Here is a 19,449-nt window from a genome sequence, read left to right on the forward strand (position 1 = left end):
ATGAACATGAATCGACTGGCGTTCGACTGCGAGGTCAAGCTGGCGGCCGACGGCGGCGAAACCGGGACGATCGAGGGTTACGCATCGGTCTACAACGTCGTCGATCGCGGCGGTGACATCGTGCTACCCGGCGCATTCAGGAAGAGCCTGGCCGAATGGCGCAAGCGCAAGGCCATGCCGCCGATGCTGTGGCAGCATGACAGCTGGACGCCGATCGGACTGTGGACCGAGATTGACGAAGACCACAAAGGGCTGAAAGTCAAAGGGGACCTCGTGCTGGAGGTTCCTGCTGCAGTGACCGCGCATGCGTTGGCGCGTGCGAAGGTCGTTAAGGGGCTTTCGATCGGCTATGCCACAAAGCAGGCCACGTTCGATCGGCAGACCGGGATTCGGTCGATCAAGGAAGCCGAGCTTATCGAGGTGTCGCTGGTCACCTTCCCGATGAACCAGGACGCAACCATTTCAGGCGTGAAGGGCGATTTCGACCCGCGCGTCATGGAAAGAGCTCTTCGTGACGAAGGGTTGTCAGATCGAGAGGCGAAAATCGCTGTCTCGGTCTTCAAGAAATCCTGCCGCGACGGCGGGACTGGCGGCACGGCACCCCGCGACGGGGAAACCGACCTGATCTTGTCCCTGCGCAAATGCGCCGAAGCGCTGCGCTAAGCCACGAAGGAAAACCACATGTTCATCGGAAATCAGGGTGCGCTCCTGGCGGGCGCATCGCCCATCGCCATGGCCCGCGCGCCCGAAACCAAGGACGGCGATCTGACCATGGAGGTCAAAACCGCCGTCGACCAGCTGGCCAAGACGTTCGAGGATTTCAAGGTCAAGAACGACGAGCGCCTGAAGCAGGTCGAGACCAAGCGCGGCGAGGATGCCGTGACCAAGGATGAAGTCGAGAAGCTCAACAAGGCGATCGACGATGCTCAGGCCGAGCTCAAGAAGCGGCTCGACGAGATGGAGGCTAAGGCCAATCGTCTGGCCCTGACCGGCAGCGGCGACGCAGCCAGCGAGGCCAAGGCTGCTCGCCAGTTTGGCGAGCTGGTTGGCAAGAAGGACTTCAGCCCGGAAGACCTGGCCGAATACAAGTCCGACCTGGCCAACTACATTCGGCGCAACGAGGTGAAGGCGGTGACCATGCAGGTCGCATCCGACCCGAGCGGCGGCTATTGGGTGACCCCGGATACCACGGGCCGCATGGTGCAGAAGATCTACGAATCGACGCCGATGCGACAGCTGGCCAATGTCGTGCAGATCGGCACCGATGCGCTGGAAGGCCCGATCGATAATGACGAGGCCGATGCCGCGTGGGTTGGCGAAAGCCAGTCCCGCTCGGCAACCGATGCCCCGCAGATCGGCATGTGGCGCATTCCTGTCAACGAGCTCTATGCGTACCCGAAGGTGACGCAGAAGCTGCTCGAGGATGCCGTCGTCGATGTGGAAGCCTGGCTGGCGAACAAGGCGGTGTCCAAGTTTGCCCGCAAGGAAAACGATGCCTTCCTGAACGGCGATGGCATCCTGAAGCCGCGTGGTCTGCTGACCTATGATACGGCGGCGACGGCCGATGCCACCCGCGCCTGGGGCACCTTCCAGCATGTGCTGTCGGGCGCGAGCGGTGCCTATGCCTCGTCGAATGCGGCAGACAAGCTGATCGACCTGATCTTCGAGGTGAAGGCCGGCTATCGCCAGAATGCTGGCTTCCTGATGTCGCGGCGTACCGTCGGTGCCACGCGCAAGCTGAAGGACGGCCAAGGCAACTATCTGGTCGATCTGCGGCTGCGCGACGGCGCCCTGGTCGAATCCATCTTCGGCTTCCCCGTCACCGACGGCGAGGACATGCCGGCGCTGGCTGCGGGCAGCCTGTCGGTCGCCTTCGGCGATTTCAACGAAGCGTACACCATCGTTGATCGCCTCGGCGTTTCGGTGGTGCGCGACAACATCACCCAGCCCGGGTTCGTCAAGTACCACATGCGCAAGCGCGTGGGCGGCGGTGCGGTCAACTTCGAGGCGGTCAAGTTCCTCAAGTTCGCCGCGTCCTGACGCTGGCAATCGCTGCCTTCCGATCAGCGGATTGCAGCCTGTAAGGAAACCGGCGGCGGGTCACATGGCCCGCCGCCTTTCTGTTGAAAGGCATACCCATGACTCCCGAACGCGATATGTTCCATGGCAGCGCCCCGGTGTCGGCTATCCCGCCCGCTGTGCTGTCCGCAGACAATACCCCCGCGGCTATCGATCTGCGCGGCTATGGCGCTGCCCTGCTGCTGCTGCACATCGGCGTCGGCGGCATCAGCTTTACCGGCACCAACAAGATCGAATTCGTTCTGACCCACAGCGACGACGATTCGACCTATACCAACGTGACCGACGATGACGTCATCGCCGACAGCAACGCGCCTGCCAGCATCAGCAACGGCATCATCCGCGCGCTGACTGCGGCCCATGCCGCCGCCACGCTGCAGAAGCTCAGCTATGTCGGCGGCAAGCGTTACCTCAAGCTGCTGGCCGATTTCGGCGGTACGCATGGCACCGGAACGCCGATTGCTGCCACCGTGGTGCGCGGGCTGCCGCACATCCAGGGCGTCGCCTGATCCAGTCCCTCGCATCCGCTGGTGGCAACATGCTCTTCACCCTGAACCCCATCGACATCGCCGAGGGGTATGGTGAGGGCATCCTGCCGCTGGCGGATGCGAAGGCGCATCTGCGCATCCTTCATGATGATGAGGATGCCAAGATCGAGTTCTGCCGGGATGCAGCCATTCAGGCAGTGGAGCGCTACGCGAATGTGCGGCTCGAGCGAACTGCAGGGATCGTTGCACGCTTCGCGGATTTCGGCCCGCAAATGCGCATGGGCATCGGCCCTGCTGCGACAGTGGAGGTCACGGGCATCAGCTATGTCGGCAGCGACGGCGCTCCAGTGCTGATGGACGAAGGCAGCTGGCGGTTGGATGTGCTCGGGGGGCTGATTCCCGCACTGAATGCCGCCTGGCCGACCAGTTATGGGCCCGTCACCGTGACCTTTACTGCTGGCTATCAGGCATCGAACCGACCTTCTTCGCTGGTCATGGCGGCGAGGATGATGCTGGTTCAGATGTTCGAAAGCTGGGATGTCATGCTGGCAGGGGAGGCCAGTATCGATGCGCCGAAAGGATTCCGCTTCCTTTGCGATCAAGTCCGGATGCCGGTGGTATGACGCCGAGGCATCGCCGGTACAATCTGGTGGAATTCCGCAGCAAGGGCGCAACCACCGAAAACGAGGCTGGCGAACCAGTCCCCGGAGCATCGACGCTGATCGCGCGCGCTTATGCAGCGATCTATTATGGAAAAGGGCAGGAGCGGCGAGAGGCGGCGATCGAAGGGGCCAGCCAAGTCGGCACGTTCAATGTCGAGGCCAGCAGCGATCTGCGGCGGGTCACGGTGGCCAATTTTATCCGCTTTGACGGCGCAGACTGGGACATCACCGGCATTGCTCCGCTCGGCAGGGGCGAGATCGATTTTACGGCTGTTCATCGTAGCAGCCTGACAGCGGGAGCATGACATGAACGTCATTACACTTGTCCTCCATGCCAACAATTACGGCGTCCGCAGGCGTAAGGACGTAGGTGATATCTATTATCACCAATCGCCCGCCACGCTGATCGGCATGGGCTTTGTCGCGCCGTACAATCCGCCTGCGCCTTCCGGCGGTGAGCCGGAAGAAGAAGAGCCGGCCTGATGGAGTTCGTGCTGACCGGCATCGATGCGGCGATGCGTGCCATGCGCAATATCGACGCGAAGGTGACGGATGAGAACATCAAGCCGGAAGCTGCCAGGGCGCTGCAGCCTGTTCTCGAAACGGCAAGGCGGATTGCCCCGGTCGATCGTGGCGAGTTTCGCGACAGCCTGGCGATCAGCGACACGGTGAGTGACGGGCTGACCCGTGACGGCCGTGGGGCGATGTATTTCGGCCCGCTAGAGGGTCAGGCCTTCCATGGGTGGTTCGTCGAGCTGGGCACGGTCCACATGGCGGCACAGCCAACCATCGTGCCTGCCTTCGAGCAGCACCGAGACGAGATCGTCGACATTTTGGGCAAGGGCGCTGGTCGCCTGATCCTGTCGGCCAACTGACATGGAAGAGGCCTTGATCGCACGGCTGCGCGCAAGCACGGCTGTCGCGGCCGTGGCCGGCGTGTTCAATGGCCGACCGGCGATCGATGTGGGCGAGCGGCGATCGGACCAGTCGGCGGCCTTTCCCGCAGCGCACATTCAGATGATGGTGCCTGGGCGAGATTACGACCAGGATGGGCCTCAGGGTCTGCACATCCCGCGCGTTCGGTTCGAGTGTTTCGGCCTTACCTGGCTCGCGGCAAAGCGTCTTTCACGCGCCATTACGGAAGTTCTGGAAGTTCCGGCCACGGTGAGCGGCATCCGCTTCCACCGTGCCAAGCTGGTGTTCGAACGGGACATGAATGCTGAAGACCTGGACGGTGGGATCAGGGTCTTCTGGACAATCCGCGACATGATGATCCCCTACACCCCTGCAGCATAAAGGAAGTTGATATGGCACATGGTGATGGCGTCCTCGGGGACGGCACTGAGCTCTGGTTCACGAACGCATCGGATACCCTGACCCGGGTGGTCGGTCTGATGAACGTCAACCGCCCGCATCTGTCGATTGCCAAGACCGAGACCACCGACCATGCCAGCGGCAAGGTCAAGCGCTATATCGCGGGCCATGGTGACGTCAACGAACTGGCCGTCACCATCAAGTACGAGCCCGGCAGCCCGACCGACCTGATGATTTCTGAGCATCTGGCAAGCCGCGAATATCGCCCGTTCAAGATCGTGACGATCGAGACGGACGGTTCCAGCCAGGATAATGCGGGCGTAGTGATGCTGCTGACCTATGTGCCGGACAATGCCCCGCTGGGCGCAATGCGTACCGCCACGATCACGGGCCAGCCCAAGCCGCTGACCCAGGTCGCGTCCGAAGTAGCCTGAGGGTCCTGATCCATGCAAAATCCCTTGCAGGGCATTGCCAGCTTCACCTTCGGCGGGCGCGAGTGGCACCTGAAGCTCGATAACCGCGCGCTTTATTATGCCGAAGATGTGCTCGGCTATTCGTCGCTCGACGCAGTCAATCAGGTGCGTGCCGACCTCACAGCGGGCAAGACTCCGCTGATGAAGACGATCGTCGCGCTGGTCTATGGCGGTCTCAAGCAGAACCACCCGGATATCGACGAAGACACCGTGCTGGAGATGTTCCTGTCGGAAGACCCCATCGTCCGTGATGCGGTGATGAAGGCGATGCGCGGCACGCAGATGCCGGATACCGCGCCGCCGGGCACGGCGGGAAACGGATCCAAGAAAGCTCGGGGGGCGCGCAAGACCCGGTAAGGTCAGAGTGGAACTGGGAGATCATCTTCCAGACCTGGTGTCAGGCCGGCTTTCTGCCGGACAGCTTCTGGGGTGAGACGCCGCGCACCACCATGTTGGCGATCTGGGGCGCACGCCACAGGCAGGTTGCCGATTTCCGCAACATCGTGACGGGGGCCTGGCTGGGCGGAATGCTCAGTCAGTGTCCGCCGGCGCAATATCCGCAGCTGGAAAAGCTGATCGGCGCGGAGGAAAAGCCTGCCGAGGCGAAAAAGATCGACCCGAAAGAGGCATCCGCCAACGCGCGGGCCTGGGGCGAATGGCTGCGGGCGGGGGCACAGAAAGGCAGGTGACCATTTCGGCGGTCTGATGCACTCTGCGGCCTTTGAGGCAGGGAGAGTATCATGCGAATCGGATTGGGAATGGTTTTGGCAATGATGGCATCGCCTGCAATGGCGGCGGATCAGTTTGACCTCGTCTGCAAAACCGTGTCGAGTAGTGGATATGATAAATCTCCACCTCGGTCAGAGGTCCAATTGACCATTGATCTTTCGAGAATGGAGTACTGCGAAAACGGTTGTTCGAATATCTTAAAAATCAAGAGCGTGATGACTGATAAGATTATTTTGCGTAGCTATCGCGACTCGGGGCAGGGTATAATAGTCGACATTTCGGCAGTGGTTGATCGTGTGCTTGGCGTTTATCAATATGAGTTTTCGCAGATTTACCCATATCCGAGCACCAAGGCGTACACTGCAGACTGTGAGCTCAAGCCGTTTTCGGGTTTTCCGGGCGCAAAGTTTTAGTTTCGGCCATCGCTTCTTGCACCAGGCGGCGGATCGCCTCGGAGCGCGACGGGATCTCGGGTTGCAGCCTGCGCCAATCGTCTAGTTGACGAAGGAATTCGTCATCAACCCGCATCTGGAACGTTCGGATGTGCTGCATGGTGACGATCTACAATGCAGGTTGACTGTGGGCAATAGTGTTTGTAATTACAAGCAAGGCGACAGGGTGTTACAGCACCCTGTCGCCTCTAACCATCATCATGGAGCTGACCCATGCCTCAGGCTGTTTCGACCGTTATCATCCCTCTGCACGGAATGTCAGCGGGAATATTGCGCGGGGTATCCCAATCGCCCACTGACAGGCTGGACGATCTGGAAACCCGGCTTGACAAGCTGCGCACCCTTGCCGGGGTTCTGCTGAACCGGCGCGATGTGAACGCTGAAGTCGGTGACCTGATCGGTGTGCTGCATGACGGCATCGATGCCTGTATGTTGCTGTGCAACGGCCCCGCGGCAGAGTATTTCGCCGACCGTCCGTTTGAGCGGGAGATGCTCGCATGAACGCGCTTGTCAGCCTTACCCCTGCGGGCGCGCGCACCAACAGCCGCCTTGTCGCCGACACGTTCGACAAGCAGCACAAGGATGTGTTGCGCGCTATCGATACGATCATTGAAAGGAAGCCAGAACTGACAGGGCGCAATTTTGCGCCGTGTGAATCACAGGTCCAGATGGCCAATGGCGTAAAGCGCGATGTGCGCTTTTTCGAAATGGACCGTGATGGCTTCTGCCTGGTGGCCATGGGCTTTACCGGCGAGAAGGCGCTGGAATGGAAGCTGGCGTTCATCGAGGCGTTCAACGCGCTCGAGCATCATGTGCGGGAAGAAGTGGAGCAGCAGCCTCTGGTGGAAGCCCAGCAGCTTGATTTTGATGCCATGGCGGAGCGGATGCGCATGGTGCGCGAGGCGCGTCTGCTATACGGGCGCGAGGCAGGCAAGCGGCTATGGCAGGACCTTGGCCTGCCGGATGTATCGCCCAAGAACAAGGCGCCGACCTTTACGGGATCGATCATCGAGCCAAGCGTCGACGCGTGGTTGGCCGAATGCACGGTTGTCGAGCGCGGGCACAAGGTTGAGACTTCGATATTGTATCAGCACTATGTCTGGTGGTGCACTCAGACCGACCGGCGATATGTGACGCTGACCATGTTCGGACGGCAGCTCACCTGCGCCGGGTTCTATGGCCAAAAATCGGGCAGGGTGCAGCGGGTTGGCATCAAGCTGATCGACTGAGTTGCTGGTGTCCATTCTATGGATACCAGCGTGCGTTGTCGGTCGAAATAGGGTGCAGTCAGCAGCCCCTTCTGAATGAAATTGCTCAAGAGTGTCCAAGTTATGGACACCCCTGGAACACCATCACAGGCCTGTCGGGAAACCGGCGGGCCTTTTTCTTTGAGGGAAACCCGTGACCGGACCGATCGCATCGCTGAACGCCGCGCTGCGGTGGGACCTGGCCGATTTCGAACGCGGCACCCGTCATATCGAGATGTCGTTCCAGAAGCTGCTGACGCTGGGCCGCGATATGGCTGCGGGCTTTCAGCAGATCGGCCAGCAGATGACGCTGGGCATCACCGCACCGATGATCGCCCTGGGCGCCTATACGGTCAATGCCGCGAGCGATCTGCAGGAGCTGCAGAGCGCGTTCGACTTTACCTTCGGTTCGACCGCCAAAACGATGAACGCGTGGGCGGAAAGCACCGGCAACGCGATGGGCCGCGCCACCAGCGAAATGAAGGCTGGCGCGCTGGCCATGGGGCAGTTGTTCAAGCAGGCGGCACCGACCGAGGAGGCTGCCGCGCGCCTGTCTCAGCGCTTTACCGTGCTCGCGCAGGATGCGGCCAGCTTTTACAACACCAGCTTCGATGAGGCGCTGGGCAAGATCCGTTCAGGCCTTTCCGGCGAGAGCGAGCCCCTGCGCGATTTCGGCGTGTTCCTGACCGAAGCCGCGGTCAAGGCCAAAGCGCTCGAGCTGGGCATGATCAGGGTCGGCGAGGAGCTGACCGAGCAGGGCAAGATCATGGCACGCGCGATCCTGATCCAGGAGGGGCTGGCTGATGCCAATGGCGATGTCGAGCGCACGTCAGGCAGCTTTGCCAACCGGGTGCGCGCGCTGAAGGCGAACATCCAGGAGCTGGCGGAGGAGATCGGCGAACGTTTCCTTCCCTATGCCGAGCGCTTTGTCGGTTGGGCTCAGCAGGCGGTGGAGTGGATCGGCAACCTGCCGCCTGGTGTGAAGGATGCTGCTGTCGGCTTTGGCATTTTCGCGGCAACGCTGGGCCCCATCATGATCGGTCTGGGTGCGCTTGCGGCAACCATATTGCCGTTGTTCCTGGCAAACCTGGGGCCGGTATTTCTCGCCATTTCCGCGCTCATCAACCCGTTCGGAACGGCGGTGGTCCTGCTGGGCAAGCTGGCTGGGGAGTTCGGCCTTGTTTCGCGCGCCCTGTCGCTGCTGGCTGGCGGTGCGGCGCGCTTTCTTGGCCCCTGGGGCCTGGTCATCTCCGGCATTTTGCTGTTTTCCGACAGCATCGCCAGTGCGATGCGCGGCATCGGCGCGATGATCCGCGACACGCTGGGGCCGAAGGCCGAGGAGCTGGTCAATCGGTTCGCGGCGCTGTTCGTCGATCTTGAGCAGGCATTCGAGGATCTTGCCGATAGCCCTATCGGCGAGTTCTTCACCATGCTGGTCGATATCGTCGGCGTGCTGATCGATGTGCTGCTGCGCCTAGGCGGACAGATGGTCATCTCCGGGATCGGCGCGCTGATCGACATGGTCACCGGCATCGCCGAATATGTTCAGGGTGTAGTCCAGACGGTTTCTGCCCTGCTGCGCGGCGATTGGGAGGGCGCATGGCAGGCCGCCGGCAATACGGTCGCGCGCGCTGTCGCACGCATTGCCGAGCTTATCCGGGGCGTGATGCCGTGGCTGGCCGGTGCGCTTGACCTGATGGCGCGGCTTGTCGGTGACCCGACGCCGCTGAGTACAGGTCGCGGCTCGGGCGGCGGCTTCCTGGGTGGCGGTGTTGGCTTTCTGTGGGACACTGCCACCAAGGCTATGGCAGGTGGCGGCAGCGATGCTGCTGGCGGCTCCTATGCCATCCCCGGTTCGGGGGGCGGCGGTCGCACGCGAGGCGGTGGCGGGCGTTCCGGGCCAAGCGCGGAGGAGCTCGCCGCGCGCCGGGAAGAGATCAAGCTGGAGCAGGCGCTGGCTGTAGCGCGCGAGCGGGGCGACATTGAAGGCGAGCGTGCCCTGCGCCGTCAGCTCGACCTGCGTTCCAAGATTGAGGAATATGAGCGCGCCGAGCTGAGCAATGCCGACGCCAAAGCGGCCGCAGAGAAGGACTTGCTGGAGCTCGATCAGGCCCGTGCAGAGGCCAAAGCCCGAGAAATCGCGATTGATGAAGAAAGCCTCGACCTGCAGCTGGCCGAACTTCGCAACGATTATCAGGCGATCCAGTACCTTAAGGATAAGGAATATCTGCGCAGGCAGACTCTGAAGTGGCGACAAGATGATGTCGAGCTGGCCGAAGCCGAACTGCGTGCAGCAAATGACCTGAAGAACCTAGAGGAAGCGCGCGCGGATGCAATTGAGCGGCGCTTGGCGGAGCAAGAAGACGCGCGCCAGATCGAACTGGCGCGGATTCGCGGGGACAATCCGGCGCGCATCGCGGCTATGGAAGAAGACCGTCGCATCCGCGCGCGCGCGGATCAGCTGCAGAGCGAATATCGCATGAAGCCTGAAGACGCCATGGCCAAGGCCATGGAGGAAGGCGCTGATCGTTCGCGGGCGGCCCTGCAAGGCACATTCCGCGATACGTTCCGCGCTGGCCTGCAGGCGGCGATGAACGGCGATCTTGGCGGGTTCTTCAAGAATTGGCTAGAGTCGCGCTCCTTCGATGCTCTGTCCAGGGTTCTCGATCGTCTCGCCGATGGCCTGGCCAATCTGGTCAGCGGCGGCGGTGGGGGTGGTGGTCTGCTGGGGGCGCTCGGCAGCGCGCTGGGTTTTGTTGGCGCTGCGACAGGATCTGGCGGTGGCTCCGCCGGCATTACCGTCAACAACAAGGTGGCGTCGCTGCAGGGCTATGGCGGACCTTTCGGCACACCAAAGCTTCCTGTTCCGATTGGGCTGCCCTTGCCAAAATTCGCCAACGGCGGATGGGGCACGATCAAGGGGATGCCCGGGCTCGACACAAACACTCTGAGCCTGAACGGCAACCCGATCGCCCAGGTCTCTGACGGCGAACTGCTGAACGTGCAGCGGGCATCGGCCGCCGGGCCGGGCAACGGTCTGGCCGTCACCGTCACCATGGACCCGTCCACGGGTGCGCTTGGTGCCTTTGTGACCGACACAGCCGGGAAGGTGGTTGCAGAAGCCACCCCGCGCATCGCCGCGCTCGGTGCATCCGGGGCCATCCAGAAGATCGGCAAGATGAACGCAAAGGCGCTGGCCCCATGAGCTATGTCGTGCTCCCCAGCTCGCCCGCCCCGATGATTATTGAGCCGCAGCAGATCGACTATGGTGGCGTGCTTTCCCCGCCGCTTGGCGGAACCGATCAGCGCGTCAACCGCAACGGCAACCGCTGGGCGCTGAGGATCCAGATGCCACTCATGGAAGAACCCGAAGCTGGCCTGTGGGTCGGTGCCCTGACGCGAGGGCAGCGTTATGGCGTGCGTCTTCCGCTCATTCAGGCGGATGTCAATATCGGCATTCCCGGATCGCCGCTTGTCAACGGCAGCGGCCAGGCTGGCGATACGCTGAACATCAAGGGCATGGCCTCGGGCTATGACCTGGTGGCGGGCCAGTGGTTCAACCATGTCTCCGGCGGGTTCAACTATCTCTACAAGATCGCCCTGCCCGGAAAGGCCATCGGCCTTGGCACCGTGACGGCCACGATCGAACCGCCCTTGCGTGCCGAAACGACCGATAACGAGGTCCTGGAGTTCGAGGAGCCGGTCATCGAGGGGCTGCTTGTCGGGCAGGGGCAGGGCTGGACCATCGACGCGGCGATCCACACCGGCCTGTCGTTCACCATTCGAGAACGCCGATGACCCTGGCAGCCGAAACGATCACCCTGATCGGGCTTGTCAAGATCGAGCTGCCCACCCGGACGATCAGGCTGTGCGACGGCGGGTTCTGCTATTTTGGTGGCGAGAAATACACCAGCGAGGACAGCGTGTTCGGTTCGATCGCTGCCGTCGAAGAGTTCGAAGCGATGCTGGGGGACAGCGCCGAAGACGCGACGCTGATGTTCCATCCGGCGGAGACCGCCACCCCTGAAGAGCTCAACAGCAAGGCGTTCCAGAACAGCCGTGCGCGGTTCTGGATGGGCAAGATCGATTGGGACGGCAAGACGGTAGTGAACGCGACGCAGCTGATGGACGGGCTGGTGGATTATACCACGCTGCGTCTGAAGGAAGGATCCCGCACGCTTGAGATGACCTTTATCGGTCGCGCCGAAAAGCTCTTCCTGCGCCAGGAGGGCAACACGCTCGATCCGCGGTTTCACAAGTCGGTCTGGCCAGGCGAGAGGGGCCTGGACAACGCCACGGGCGCGCGGATCACGGTGGCCTGGGGCGTCGGCAGCGCGCGCGGCCTGGCAGGCGCGCCCGGCAGCGGCGCAGGTGGAACCCGGTTCGACTTTGGCGGCCCGGTGGTGCGCGAGGTATGAGCGTGACCGCCGCGATGCGCGGGGCAGCGACGAATGCCACGGCCAACCATTTTTCGGGAACGCCGTTCGATTGGGACGGGGCGAGCTGCATCCACCTTGCGCATGTCCATGCGATCAACATGGGGCATGACGTGCCGCCGCTGCCGATGTTTCGCACGCGGCAGGGGGCTTTGCGGGCGCTGTGCAAGACCGGCCACCGGACGCTGGAATGCCTGATGGACAGCCTGTTCCCGCGCATCGCCCCGGCGCAGATGCTGGTGGGCGATATCGGGATGTTGCCGGGAGAGGATCGGCGCCTGCGCGCGCTGGTGATTTACGACGGCCACAAGTCGGTGGCGGGCTGGCACGAGGCGGACCCTTCGTCGCTCGTCTGGATCAAGAACATGCAAAGCGACCTGATCGCAGCCTGGAGGCTCTGAATGTCCAAGGTGCTGAGGATCGTCGGCACCATTGCCAGCGTTGCGGCAGTGGTCGTTACACCCTTCAATCCGGCGGCAGGTGCTGCCCTGGCGGCGGTCGGTACGGTTGCCAGCATAGGTGCGCAAATCACGGCCAAGCCGCCGCGCAGCCGTGTGCAGGGCACGCTGAACGAAACCGTGGTCGGTGCCAACCAGCCCATGCCCTATCTGATGGGAGAGACCTATTCTGGCGGTGTCATGCTGCACGAGGCGGGCTGGGGTGACACGCTGAAAAAGGTCAAGAACCCCTATTATTTCCGGGCGATGACCTTCAGCTTCTGCGGGCCGGTGGAGGAGTTGGTCGGCTTTTACGCGGATTTCGACCCGATCACGCTGAGCGGCACTGCCGCCACCGGGTTCTATTCGGGCTTCATGTGGGCAGACGTTCAGCTCGGCGCGACGCCCGAGGCAAATGCGCTCGCGCCGCAATGGCCCGGATGTCCGGACTGGGGCAGCGATTACAAGCTGAGCGGCCATGCCGCGATCGGCGTCTCGCTGCTGTTCGACAAGGACGGAGAACGCTTCGCATCCGGGCAGCCGCAGTTCGGGACCGTATGGAAAGGGGTGCTGACCTATGACGCACGCCTGGACAGCACCTATCCGGGCGGCAGCGGCCCTTGCCGTATCTATGACGAGTCCACCTGGGTCTATAGCGAATGCCCGGCCTGGCATGCGGTGGCTTATGGCTATGGCCGCTACCAGAACGACGTCAAGGTGTTCGGTGTCGACCTGGGGGACGCGTCGATCGATCTGGCGGGCGCAGTCGCTTGGGCGAACGTCTGCGATGTCAATGGCTGGAAGGTCGGGGGAACGATCTACGAGCCCGGCGACAAGTGGAACAATCTCAAGCTGATCTGCCAGGCCGGTGCGTGCGAACCCGTGCTGGCGGGCGGCATGTTGAGCTGGCACTACCAAAAGCCGCACGTCAGCCTGAAGACCATCACTGCCGAGCATCTTGCCGGTGGCGAGCTGGAGGTGCCTTCCAACCTCACATGGAAATCGCGGCGCAACACGATCGTGCCGAAGTGGCGCTCGGCTGCAAATCAATGGAATTTCGTTCAGTCGACACCGGTCAGCAAACCCGAATGGGTGGCCGAAGACGGCGAGGTCAAGGAATTCGAGCAGGAATTCCAGCTGGTTCAAGACAAGGACCAGGCGGCGCAATTGGCGGCATATCAGCTTGCGCAGGAACGCGGGCGGGGTGTGATCACGCTGCAGCTGAAACCGGAATTCATGGTCTATGAGCCTGGTGACGGCCTGACGATCGATATCCCTGAGGCGGGGCTGGAAATGGAGCAGGTGATCGTCAGGCGCCGCGCGGTGGCGCCTGACACCGGCATCGTGTCCATGTCGTTCATCACGCGCGAACCGGATGTCGATGCCTGGGCGCTCGCGCAGGGCGGCACTGCGCCTCCCGCAACGGACGTGACCACGCCGCAGGAGCGTGACGAGGCAGCCGGTAACAACCAGAACCCGGGTGGCTATTTCTCGGTCCTGATCGCCAACAGCTTCGTGGCGAATGCCGGCGGTGTCGGTGGATCGAACCCGATCACTGCGACCAATGCAGGGTCTGACGCCACCATCGTCATTGCGGCGCACGATCGCGTTTATGCGGACAAGACGGTTGCCTGCTCTGCATCGACCATCACGGGCGCGGCTTATAGCACGACCTACCTGATCTATTATGACGACGGCAATCGCGTGGGCGGTGCGGTATCCTATCAGATCACCACGTCTGCAGCAGTCGCATACAACTCGGCCACCTATCCCGATCGGCATTTCGTCGGCTTCGTCACGACACCAGCATCGGGCGGCGGCGGTACGACGGGTGGCGGTTCCAACCCGCCGGGATGGGGTGGAGGGCCGATTCCATGATTGGCCAACCTGCCGCTGCCCAGGGCGCGACGACCATGTCAGCAAGAGAAGAAGGATCGCGAGTGCAACGCGCAGAATGGATCGCCGCCGGGGCGCTCATCATCAACGTTCTCAGCATCGTTTTCGGGGGCGGGGCGCTCTGGCAATCGCACCAGGATCACGATCGCCGCATCGTCGCGATCGAGGCGGCGGAACGGGCCCGTACGCGCGAAATGACGCAGATCCTGATCAGGCTCGAGCGCATCGACAGCAACACGATCGCGCTCAAGGAGCGCATGGACAAGGAGGATGGCCGGTGATCACCACGGTATTGGACCTGCAGAGGTTCCTGAACAGCCGCGCCCCTGCCGGGCTTGTCGAGGATGGCAAGGGCGGGCCGCGCACCCGGGCGGCACTGATCTCGGCCTTCACCAACCGCGATGCGACCGCGGCGACCACGGCGCAGATACAGGCCATCGCCGATCGTCTCGGCGCGTCCCTGCGGCAGGTGCAGGCCGTGGCCAAGGTCGAGAGCAATGGTGGTGGCTGGAACGATCAGGGCCAGCCCAAGGCGCTCTATGAGCGGCACTATGCCTGGCGACGGCTGCGCATCAAGATTCCGTTCCTCTCCAACCCCTCGCCCGGTGGATACACGCTCGATGCCGACCGCGACGGCATCAACGACAGCTGGGAAAAGCTGGCCGACATGGCCATGCGCAATCCCGTCGTCGCGTTCGAGAGCGCGAGCTTCGGCAAGTTCCAGATCATGGGCGCGCACTGGCGGTCGCTGAACTATGTCGGGCCCGTCGAGATGGCCTGGTCCCTGCGCGACCACGAAGCGAACCACTACGACATGCTCTCACGCTTCATCGTGGCCAACCACATGCTGCCCGACCTGCGCCGGCTGAGCACGAACCCCGCCGACTGCGTGGGATTCGCGCGGAAATACAACGGCCCGGCCTTCGCCAAGAACAATTACCACCACAAGCTCGCTGCGGCGATGCGCTGATCACCGAAAGGAACACCATGGCAAACCAGTTTTCGACCACGATGCGCAACAGCATGGCGGCAATCTTTGAATCCACGCTCGGCACGACTCCGCTGCTACGCATCCGCACAGGCGCACAGCCCGCAAACTGCGCAGCAGCGCGTTCCGGCACCACCCTTGTCAGCATGACGCTGCCGAGCGATTTCATGGGATCGGCATCCAACGGCACTGTTTCCAAGTCCGGCACCTGGGAAGACAGCAGCGCTGACGCGGGTGGCGATCCCGGTCATTTCGAGTTGATGGACAGCACCGGCACGACCTGCCACGCGCAGGGTCCGTGCGCTGCGCCGTGGACCGCGAGCCGCAACTATGCCGCTGGCGCGGCAGTCACCAATGACGGCGGCAAGGTCTATCGCTGCACGACGGGTGGCGTGGCGGCATCGTCCGGCGGGCCGACCGGCACGGGCGCGAGCATCGCCGATGGCGCAGCGGTGTGGCAGTATATCGGCGCGGACATCGCCTCGATCGGCGGCATGACCGTGAACGGCCCGGTCGGCGCGGGCCAAGCCGTCACCGTCAGCACCTATTCGATCACGATTGGCGGGGCCTGATAGCCGATGGCTCTCGAATACGTTGGTGGCAAAACGGCAGCGATTACAGCATCTACCTCGACCGCCACCAACGTATCGCTGACAGACCTTTCTGGCGGCCTGGCGAGCGCGCCCGCTGCTGGCGATATCGTCATAGTCGGCTATGCGACCTGTTCGACCATTGATCGTGCCATTGGGGTCAACACTGCTGGCTATGCCGAAATTGCCGAACTCTACGCCAACGACACCAATGACGCCAATCTGTCGGTCAGTTGGAAAATCATGGGGTCGACCCCCGACACGACCGTAGCGATAAGCGCAACTGGATCGGCCTCTGACCCTGGCAGCGTCGCAATTCATGTCTGGCGCGGCGTTGATGCCACCACCCCGCTGGACGTTACCTCCACCACGGCAACCGCTCTCAACAGCTGGGTGCCCAATCCGCCGAGCATCACTCCTGTCACCAGCGGTGCTGTGGTGCTGGCGCTTGGAGCGGGTGCGGGCAGTTCGGCTCCTTCTGCGATCGGTTCAATTACCAACTCGGATCTGTCGAATTTCATAGCGCGCAGCGTCGACAATGCCTTTCGTTCGGTTGGCATCGGCGTCGGCAGTTTCGCTTGGACATCAGGCGCTTTCGATCCTGCCGCCTTCACTGTGGCAGGCACCGATAGCACGCTTAACTCCAGCGCCTCGCTAACCCTTGCGCTGCGCCCGGCGGCGGGAGGGGGCGCGGGTGGTCTCACAGCCAACGGCTCGGGCACGATACCCATTTCTGGCACGGGCACCGCAACCGTGTCGTCGGGAACCACCCTGGCATCTTCGCTGTCGTTCCTGGCAGGCCGCGCCGATCCGGCCAACGCTGCCAGCTACACCTTCACCTCCGTTTCGCTCGGGGATGAGGCGGCAACCCGCAAGATCGCGGTTGCAGTGGCATGGCGCTCCGCAGGCACAACGAACGACATCACGGGTGTCACGATCGCAGGTGTCTCTGCAACGCAGGTTACCGGCGGGCGGAACACCACGGGGAACAACATTTCCGCGACCGCGATCTGGATCGCCGACGTGCCTACGGGAGCGACCGGCTCGATCGTCGTCACCCTGGCATCGGATGCGGTGCGCTTGGGGATTGCGGCCTATCGCCTTGTCGGTGTCGAGACGCTGCGCACCAGCGGCACCTCGCTGCCGACAACCGGCGGCGTGCAGACCCTATCGGCCACCGTCACCCTGCCGAGCAGCGGCCATACAATCGCGGTCACGTTCAACGGCGCAGGTCAATCGTGGATTAGCGCGGCGCATGATGACCTTGCCTCTGGCGAGCGGTCCTTCTCCGTCGCCAACGCATCGACCAACGCGACATGGACCGGGGTGACCGAGGATTATGACGCTTCGCTAGAAGCGACGAACTCGACCTACAGCGCGCTGGCCTATGCGGTCTGGGATGTGGTGGAAGCATCCGGCGCAGGTTCGATCAGCGCATCGGGCTCCGGCACGATCAGCATCTCAGGGACCGGCACCGCCACTGCGCGATTGACGGCCTCCGGCTCTGGCACCGTTCCGCTCGCTGGCTCTGGTGCGGCGGCAGTCGCGGCCCAGGCGAGCGGTTCGGGCACCCTGCCCCTGTCCGGCACAGGATCGGCCGCGGTGGCTGTCGTGGCGAGCGGTTCCGGCACACTGGACCTTTCGGGGACAGGCGCTGCCGAGCTGGTATCAGGCCTGTCCGCATCCGGCTCCGGCACGCTGGAAATCATCGGATCGGGCGCAGCTTCGGTCGGCATTGCGGCAGCGGGCTCCGGCGCGCTCTCGCTGATCGGGACCGGCGCTGCATCGGTAGCGATTGCCGGGGCCGGTGGCGGAACCATCGCTGTCAGCGGCTCGGGAACGGGGGCGGTCCAGTCCAGTGCAATCGGCAGCGGCACGCTTTCTCTGGTCGGTTCGGGCACCGGCATCATCCGCGTCGCGGCGGCGGGCAGCGGTGTTCTCGCGCTGGCTGGCAGCGGCGCTGCGGCGGTTGCCATCAGCGCTGCGGGCTCGGGCCAGATCGACATATCGGGCAGCGGCTCAGCAGGCGCGCAGGACAATCTGACCGCTGCAGGTTCGGGCACCATCAGCCTTTCGGGCAGCGGGTCCGCAACGGTCGGCATCGCAGCCAGCGGCTCGGGCTCGATCGGGCTCTCGGGCAGTGGCGCGGGCGCGGTATCGTTGGGAGCGGCCGCCAGCGGCGTCCTGGCGCTATCGGGCACGGGCGCGGGCAGCGTCGCCCTTTCGGCGGCGGGCGGCGGCACGATGCCCCTCGGCGGGACCGGGCAAGCGGGCGTCGCGATAGAGGGCAGCGGCTCGGGCGTCATCGCCATCGCTGGGTCCGGCGCTATCGTGGTGCTTGTCCCCGCTGCCATCGCTGCAGAGCGCATTTATCAAGTACCAGCGGAAGATCGGACGTTTGCGATCACCGGCGAAAGCCGCTCCTTCACGCTCGATGCGGAGAAAAGGACGTATCCGGTTGAGCGCGAGGAAAGGGTTTTCGACGTGCCAGAGGAGCCGCGCCGTTTCACAGTCAACATGAGGTCGACGGGATGAGTTACTCGCACAGGTTTCCGAACAAGGACCCTCAGGCCATTCTCGATTACGAAGTGAACCTGGTGGGCAAGGGCTGGCTTGCCGAAGGCGAGACGGTCACGGACCAGGACGTGACCTGCCCGGACCCCCAATTGCAGATCAGCCAGGTGTCAGAGGCCGATGGCGTGATCCGATTCTGGGCGGCAGGTGGCGTCGCTGGCACGAATTATCTGGTCACCGTCGAGTTCACCACCAGCGCGGCGCGCAGCGACCAGCGCACCGTGCTTATTCCCGTTCGGGAGAGATAGGGGTTCAATACCATGATGATCAGCTATTGGCCTCCGACCAGACTGGTCGAGGGGGACCCGTTCGAGCTTGGCTATAACGGCCAGAATGGTCCGTTTTTGATCAGGATCGCTCGGGCCGCGCAGCACCCCGCAGCAATATGGGCACAAGAGCGCTGGGAGTGGGGATTCAAGTGGCGCTTGGGTATGGCCTTGGCAGCGCCGATCGCGGCTGCAGCGATCCACATGATGTTCTGGCCGCTCTTGCTTGCTGCGTTTGCCGTTGCACTCTGGGCACCCAAGCTGCGTCAGCGACACATGGAGTTGCGCGGCCATGCGATCGAGGTCGCAGTGTCGGTAGCTCTGTACGGTGACGCGCTCGAGCTCGCAGAAGCCCGCGAAGTGCGGTCGCTGCTGACCTACCCGCCCTTCAGGAACGATTCTCCGGATCGCGTTGCCGCAGAGCTGAGGGGCCTGCGCAGTTGGGCCGATCGAACTTCGCGCGGGATGGGTGCGGACAGGATGCAGAGAAAGATCGGGTCATGACTGACAACAACCCTGAGGGGAACGCCGCGTCGGACGATCCATTTGCACTCGATATAGCCGTGCCAGACTGGCAGGCCGCCATCATTCGCCTTGCGCGTCCTGCACTGCTCTGGGCGCTCGGCGTTGTCACCATGGGCTTTGGAGTTGTCATCGTAGGGGCTGTGGAGGCCATCGTGCCCGGAGCCGGTTTACGGATGGCGGCCGCCATGGCTGCTCTGCTGAAGGCCTATCCCGATGCACTCTACTGGCTGGTCGCGTTCCTGTTCGGCGGTCAGGCGCTCGCCGGCATCATCAAGTCCATCAAGGGAGGGTGA

General features: G+C 63.0%; 26 protein-coding genes. 25 read left to right on the plus strand and 1 reads right to left on the minus strand.

Annotated elements, in window-relative coordinates; all coding sequences use genetic code 11:
* From AX735_RS10100 to AX735_RS10145, 11 genes are all read left to right on the plus strand, one after another.
* Complete coding sequence (locus AX735_RS10100) at nt 1-663, plus strand: HK97 family phage prohead protease (protein WP_066045617.1); 663 nt, start codon at nt 1-3, stop codon at nt 661-663.
* An 18-nt stretch (nt 664-681) separates the two neighbouring features.
* Entirely contained in the window at nt 682-2,040 is a 1,359-nt protein-coding gene (locus AX735_RS10105) for a phage major capsid protein (RefSeq protein ID WP_197421681.1), read from the plus strand.
* Between the two features lie 98 nt (nt 2,041-2,138).
* Nucleotides 2,139-2,588: a hypothetical protein gene (locus tag AX735_RS10110; protein ID WP_066045620.1), complete on the plus strand. Its 450-nt coding sequence runs from the start codon at nt 2,139-2,141 to the stop codon at nt 2,586-2,588.
* A 29-nt stretch (nt 2,589-2,617) separates the two neighbouring features.
* On the plus strand, nt 2,618-3,190 hold the full coding sequence (locus tag AX735_RS10115) for a head-tail connector protein (RefSeq protein ID WP_066045622.1): 573 nt from the start codon (nt 2,618-2,620) through the stop codon (nt 3,188-3,190).
* Nucleotides 3,187-3,534, plus strand: a complete 348-nt coding sequence (locus AX735_RS10120) for a head-tail adaptor protein (RefSeq protein WP_066045623.1) — start codon at nt 3,187-3,189, stop codon at nt 3,532-3,534. Before AX735_RS10115 ends, AX735_RS10120 begins: the two co-directional genes overlap by 4 nt.
* 1 nt (nt 3,535) lies before the next feature.
* A complete protein-coding gene (locus AX735_RS25035) occupies nt 3,536-3,712 on the plus strand; it encodes a hypothetical protein (RefSeq protein ID WP_156441535.1) in 177 nt (58 codons plus the stop codon).
* Entirely contained in the window at nt 3,712-4,104 is a 393-nt protein-coding gene (locus tag AX735_RS10125; RefSeq protein ID WP_066045626.1) for an HK97-gp10 family putative phage morphogenesis protein, read from the plus strand. The genes AX735_RS25035 and AX735_RS10125 overlap by 1 nt, the downstream gene beginning before the upstream one ends.
* Before the next feature lie 13 nt (nt 4,105-4,117).
* Nucleotides 4,118-4,525 carry a hypothetical protein gene (locus tag AX735_RS10130; RefSeq protein WP_197421682.1) on the plus strand — a complete coding sequence of 136 codons (408 nt, stop codon included), beginning with the start codon at nt 4,118-4,120 and terminating at the stop codon, nt 4,523-4,525.
* Between the two features lie 11 nt (nt 4,526-4,536).
* A complete protein-coding gene (locus AX735_RS10135; protein ID WP_066045632.1) occupies nt 4,537-4,977 on the plus strand; it encodes a hypothetical protein in 441 nt (146 codons plus the stop codon).
* 12 nt (nt 4,978-4,989) lie between these two features.
* Entirely contained in the window at nt 4,990-5,373 is a 384-nt protein-coding gene (locus AX735_RS10140; protein ID WP_066045635.1) for a hypothetical protein, read from the plus strand.
* Between the two features lie 92 nt (nt 5,374-5,465).
* A complete protein-coding gene (locus AX735_RS10145) occupies nt 5,466-5,705 on the plus strand; it encodes a hypothetical protein (protein ID WP_066045638.1) in 240 nt (79 codons plus the stop codon).
* Nucleotides 5,706-6,120: 415 nt separating this feature from the next.
* On the opposite strand, the gene AX735_RS25040 is transcribed toward AX735_RS10145, so the two are convergent.
* On the minus strand, nt 6,121-6,297 hold the full coding sequence (locus AX735_RS25040) for a hypothetical protein (protein WP_156441536.1): 177 nt from the start codon (nt 6,295-6,297) through the stop codon (nt 6,121-6,123).
* Between the two features lie 113 nt (nt 6,298-6,410).
* On the opposite strand from AX735_RS25040, the gene AX735_RS10150 reads away from it, so the two are divergent.
* The 14 genes from AX735_RS10150 (at nt 6,411) to AX735_RS10215 (ending at nt 19,449) form a co-directional block, all read left to right on the plus strand.
* Complete coding sequence (locus AX735_RS10150; protein ID WP_066045645.1) at nt 6,411-6,698, plus strand: hypothetical protein; 288 nt, start codon at nt 6,411-6,413, stop codon at nt 6,696-6,698.
* A complete protein-coding gene (locus AX735_RS10155; protein ID WP_066045647.1) occupies nt 6,695-7,426 on the plus strand; it encodes a Rha family transcriptional regulator in 732 nt (243 codons plus the stop codon). The genes AX735_RS10150 and AX735_RS10155 overlap by 4 nt, the downstream gene beginning before the upstream one ends.
* Before the next feature lie 172 nt (nt 7,427-7,598).
* Complete coding sequence (locus tag AX735_RS26875; protein WP_066045650.1) at nt 7,599-10,649, plus strand: phage tail tape measure protein; 3,051 nt, start codon at nt 7,599-7,601, stop codon at nt 10,647-10,649.
* The gene (locus AX735_RS10165; RefSeq protein WP_066045653.1) at nt 10,646-11,242 is read left to right on the plus strand and encodes a hypothetical protein; all 597 of its coding nucleotides are present in this window, start codon (nt 10,646-10,648) and stop codon (nt 11,240-11,242) included. The genes AX735_RS26875 and AX735_RS10165 overlap by 4 nt, the downstream gene beginning before the upstream one ends.
* Nucleotides 11,239-11,862, plus strand: a complete 624-nt coding sequence (locus tag AX735_RS10170; RefSeq protein ID WP_066045656.1) for a hypothetical protein — start codon at nt 11,239-11,241, stop codon at nt 11,860-11,862. The genes AX735_RS10165 and AX735_RS10170 overlap by 4 nt, the downstream gene beginning before the upstream one ends.
* Complete coding sequence (locus tag AX735_RS10175) at nt 11,859-12,281, plus strand: DUF6950 family protein (RefSeq protein WP_066045657.1); 423 nt, start codon at nt 11,859-11,861, stop codon at nt 12,279-12,281. The genes AX735_RS10170 and AX735_RS10175 overlap by 4 nt, the downstream gene beginning before the upstream one ends.
* The gene (locus AX735_RS25780) at nt 12,282-14,195 is read left to right on the plus strand and encodes a hypothetical protein (RefSeq protein WP_066045660.1); all 1,914 of its coding nucleotides are present in this window, start codon (nt 12,282-12,284) and stop codon (nt 14,193-14,195) included. It abuts the gene before it with no gap.
* A 62-nt stretch (nt 14,196-14,257) separates the two neighbouring features.
* Nucleotides 14,258-14,494, plus strand: a complete 237-nt coding sequence (locus tag AX735_RS25785; protein WP_066045661.1) for a hypothetical protein — start codon at nt 14,258-14,260, stop codon at nt 14,492-14,494.
* Complete coding sequence (locus tag AX735_RS25790; RefSeq protein WP_066045664.1) at nt 14,491-15,183, plus strand: N-acetylmuramidase domain-containing protein; 693 nt, start codon at nt 14,491-14,493, stop codon at nt 15,181-15,183. Before AX735_RS25785 ends, AX735_RS25790 begins: the two co-directional genes overlap by 4 nt.
* 17 nt (nt 15,184-15,200) lie before the next feature.
* Nucleotides 15,201-15,773: a hypothetical protein gene (locus AX735_RS10195; protein ID WP_066045667.1), complete on the plus strand. Its 573-nt coding sequence runs from the start codon at nt 15,201-15,203 to the stop codon at nt 15,771-15,773.
* Nucleotides 15,774-15,779: 6 nt separating this feature from the next.
* Nucleotides 15,780-18,326: a DUF2807 domain-containing protein gene (locus AX735_RS10200; protein ID WP_066279297.1), complete on the plus strand. Its 2,547-nt coding sequence runs from the start codon at nt 15,780-15,782 to the stop codon at nt 18,324-18,326.
* Entirely contained in the window at nt 18,323-18,613 is a 291-nt protein-coding gene (locus AX735_RS10205; RefSeq protein WP_066045672.1) for a phage fiber-tail adaptor protein, read from the plus strand. The genes AX735_RS10200 and AX735_RS10205 overlap by 4 nt, the downstream gene beginning before the upstream one ends.
* A gap of 12 nt (nt 18,614-18,625) precedes the next feature.
* On the plus strand, nt 18,626-19,135 hold the full coding sequence (locus tag AX735_RS10210) for a hypothetical protein (protein WP_066045675.1): 510 nt from the start codon (nt 18,626-18,628) through the stop codon (nt 19,133-19,135).
* Complete coding sequence (locus tag AX735_RS10215; protein ID WP_066045678.1) at nt 19,132-19,449, plus strand: hypothetical protein; 318 nt, start codon at nt 19,132-19,134, stop codon at nt 19,447-19,449. The genes AX735_RS10210 and AX735_RS10215 overlap by 4 nt, the downstream gene beginning before the upstream one ends.

The organism is Blastomonas sp. CCH1-A6 (assembly GCF_001556365.1).
GTDB lineage: Bacteria > Pseudomonadota > Alphaproteobacteria > Sphingomonadales > Sphingomonadaceae > Blastomonas > Blastomonas ursincola.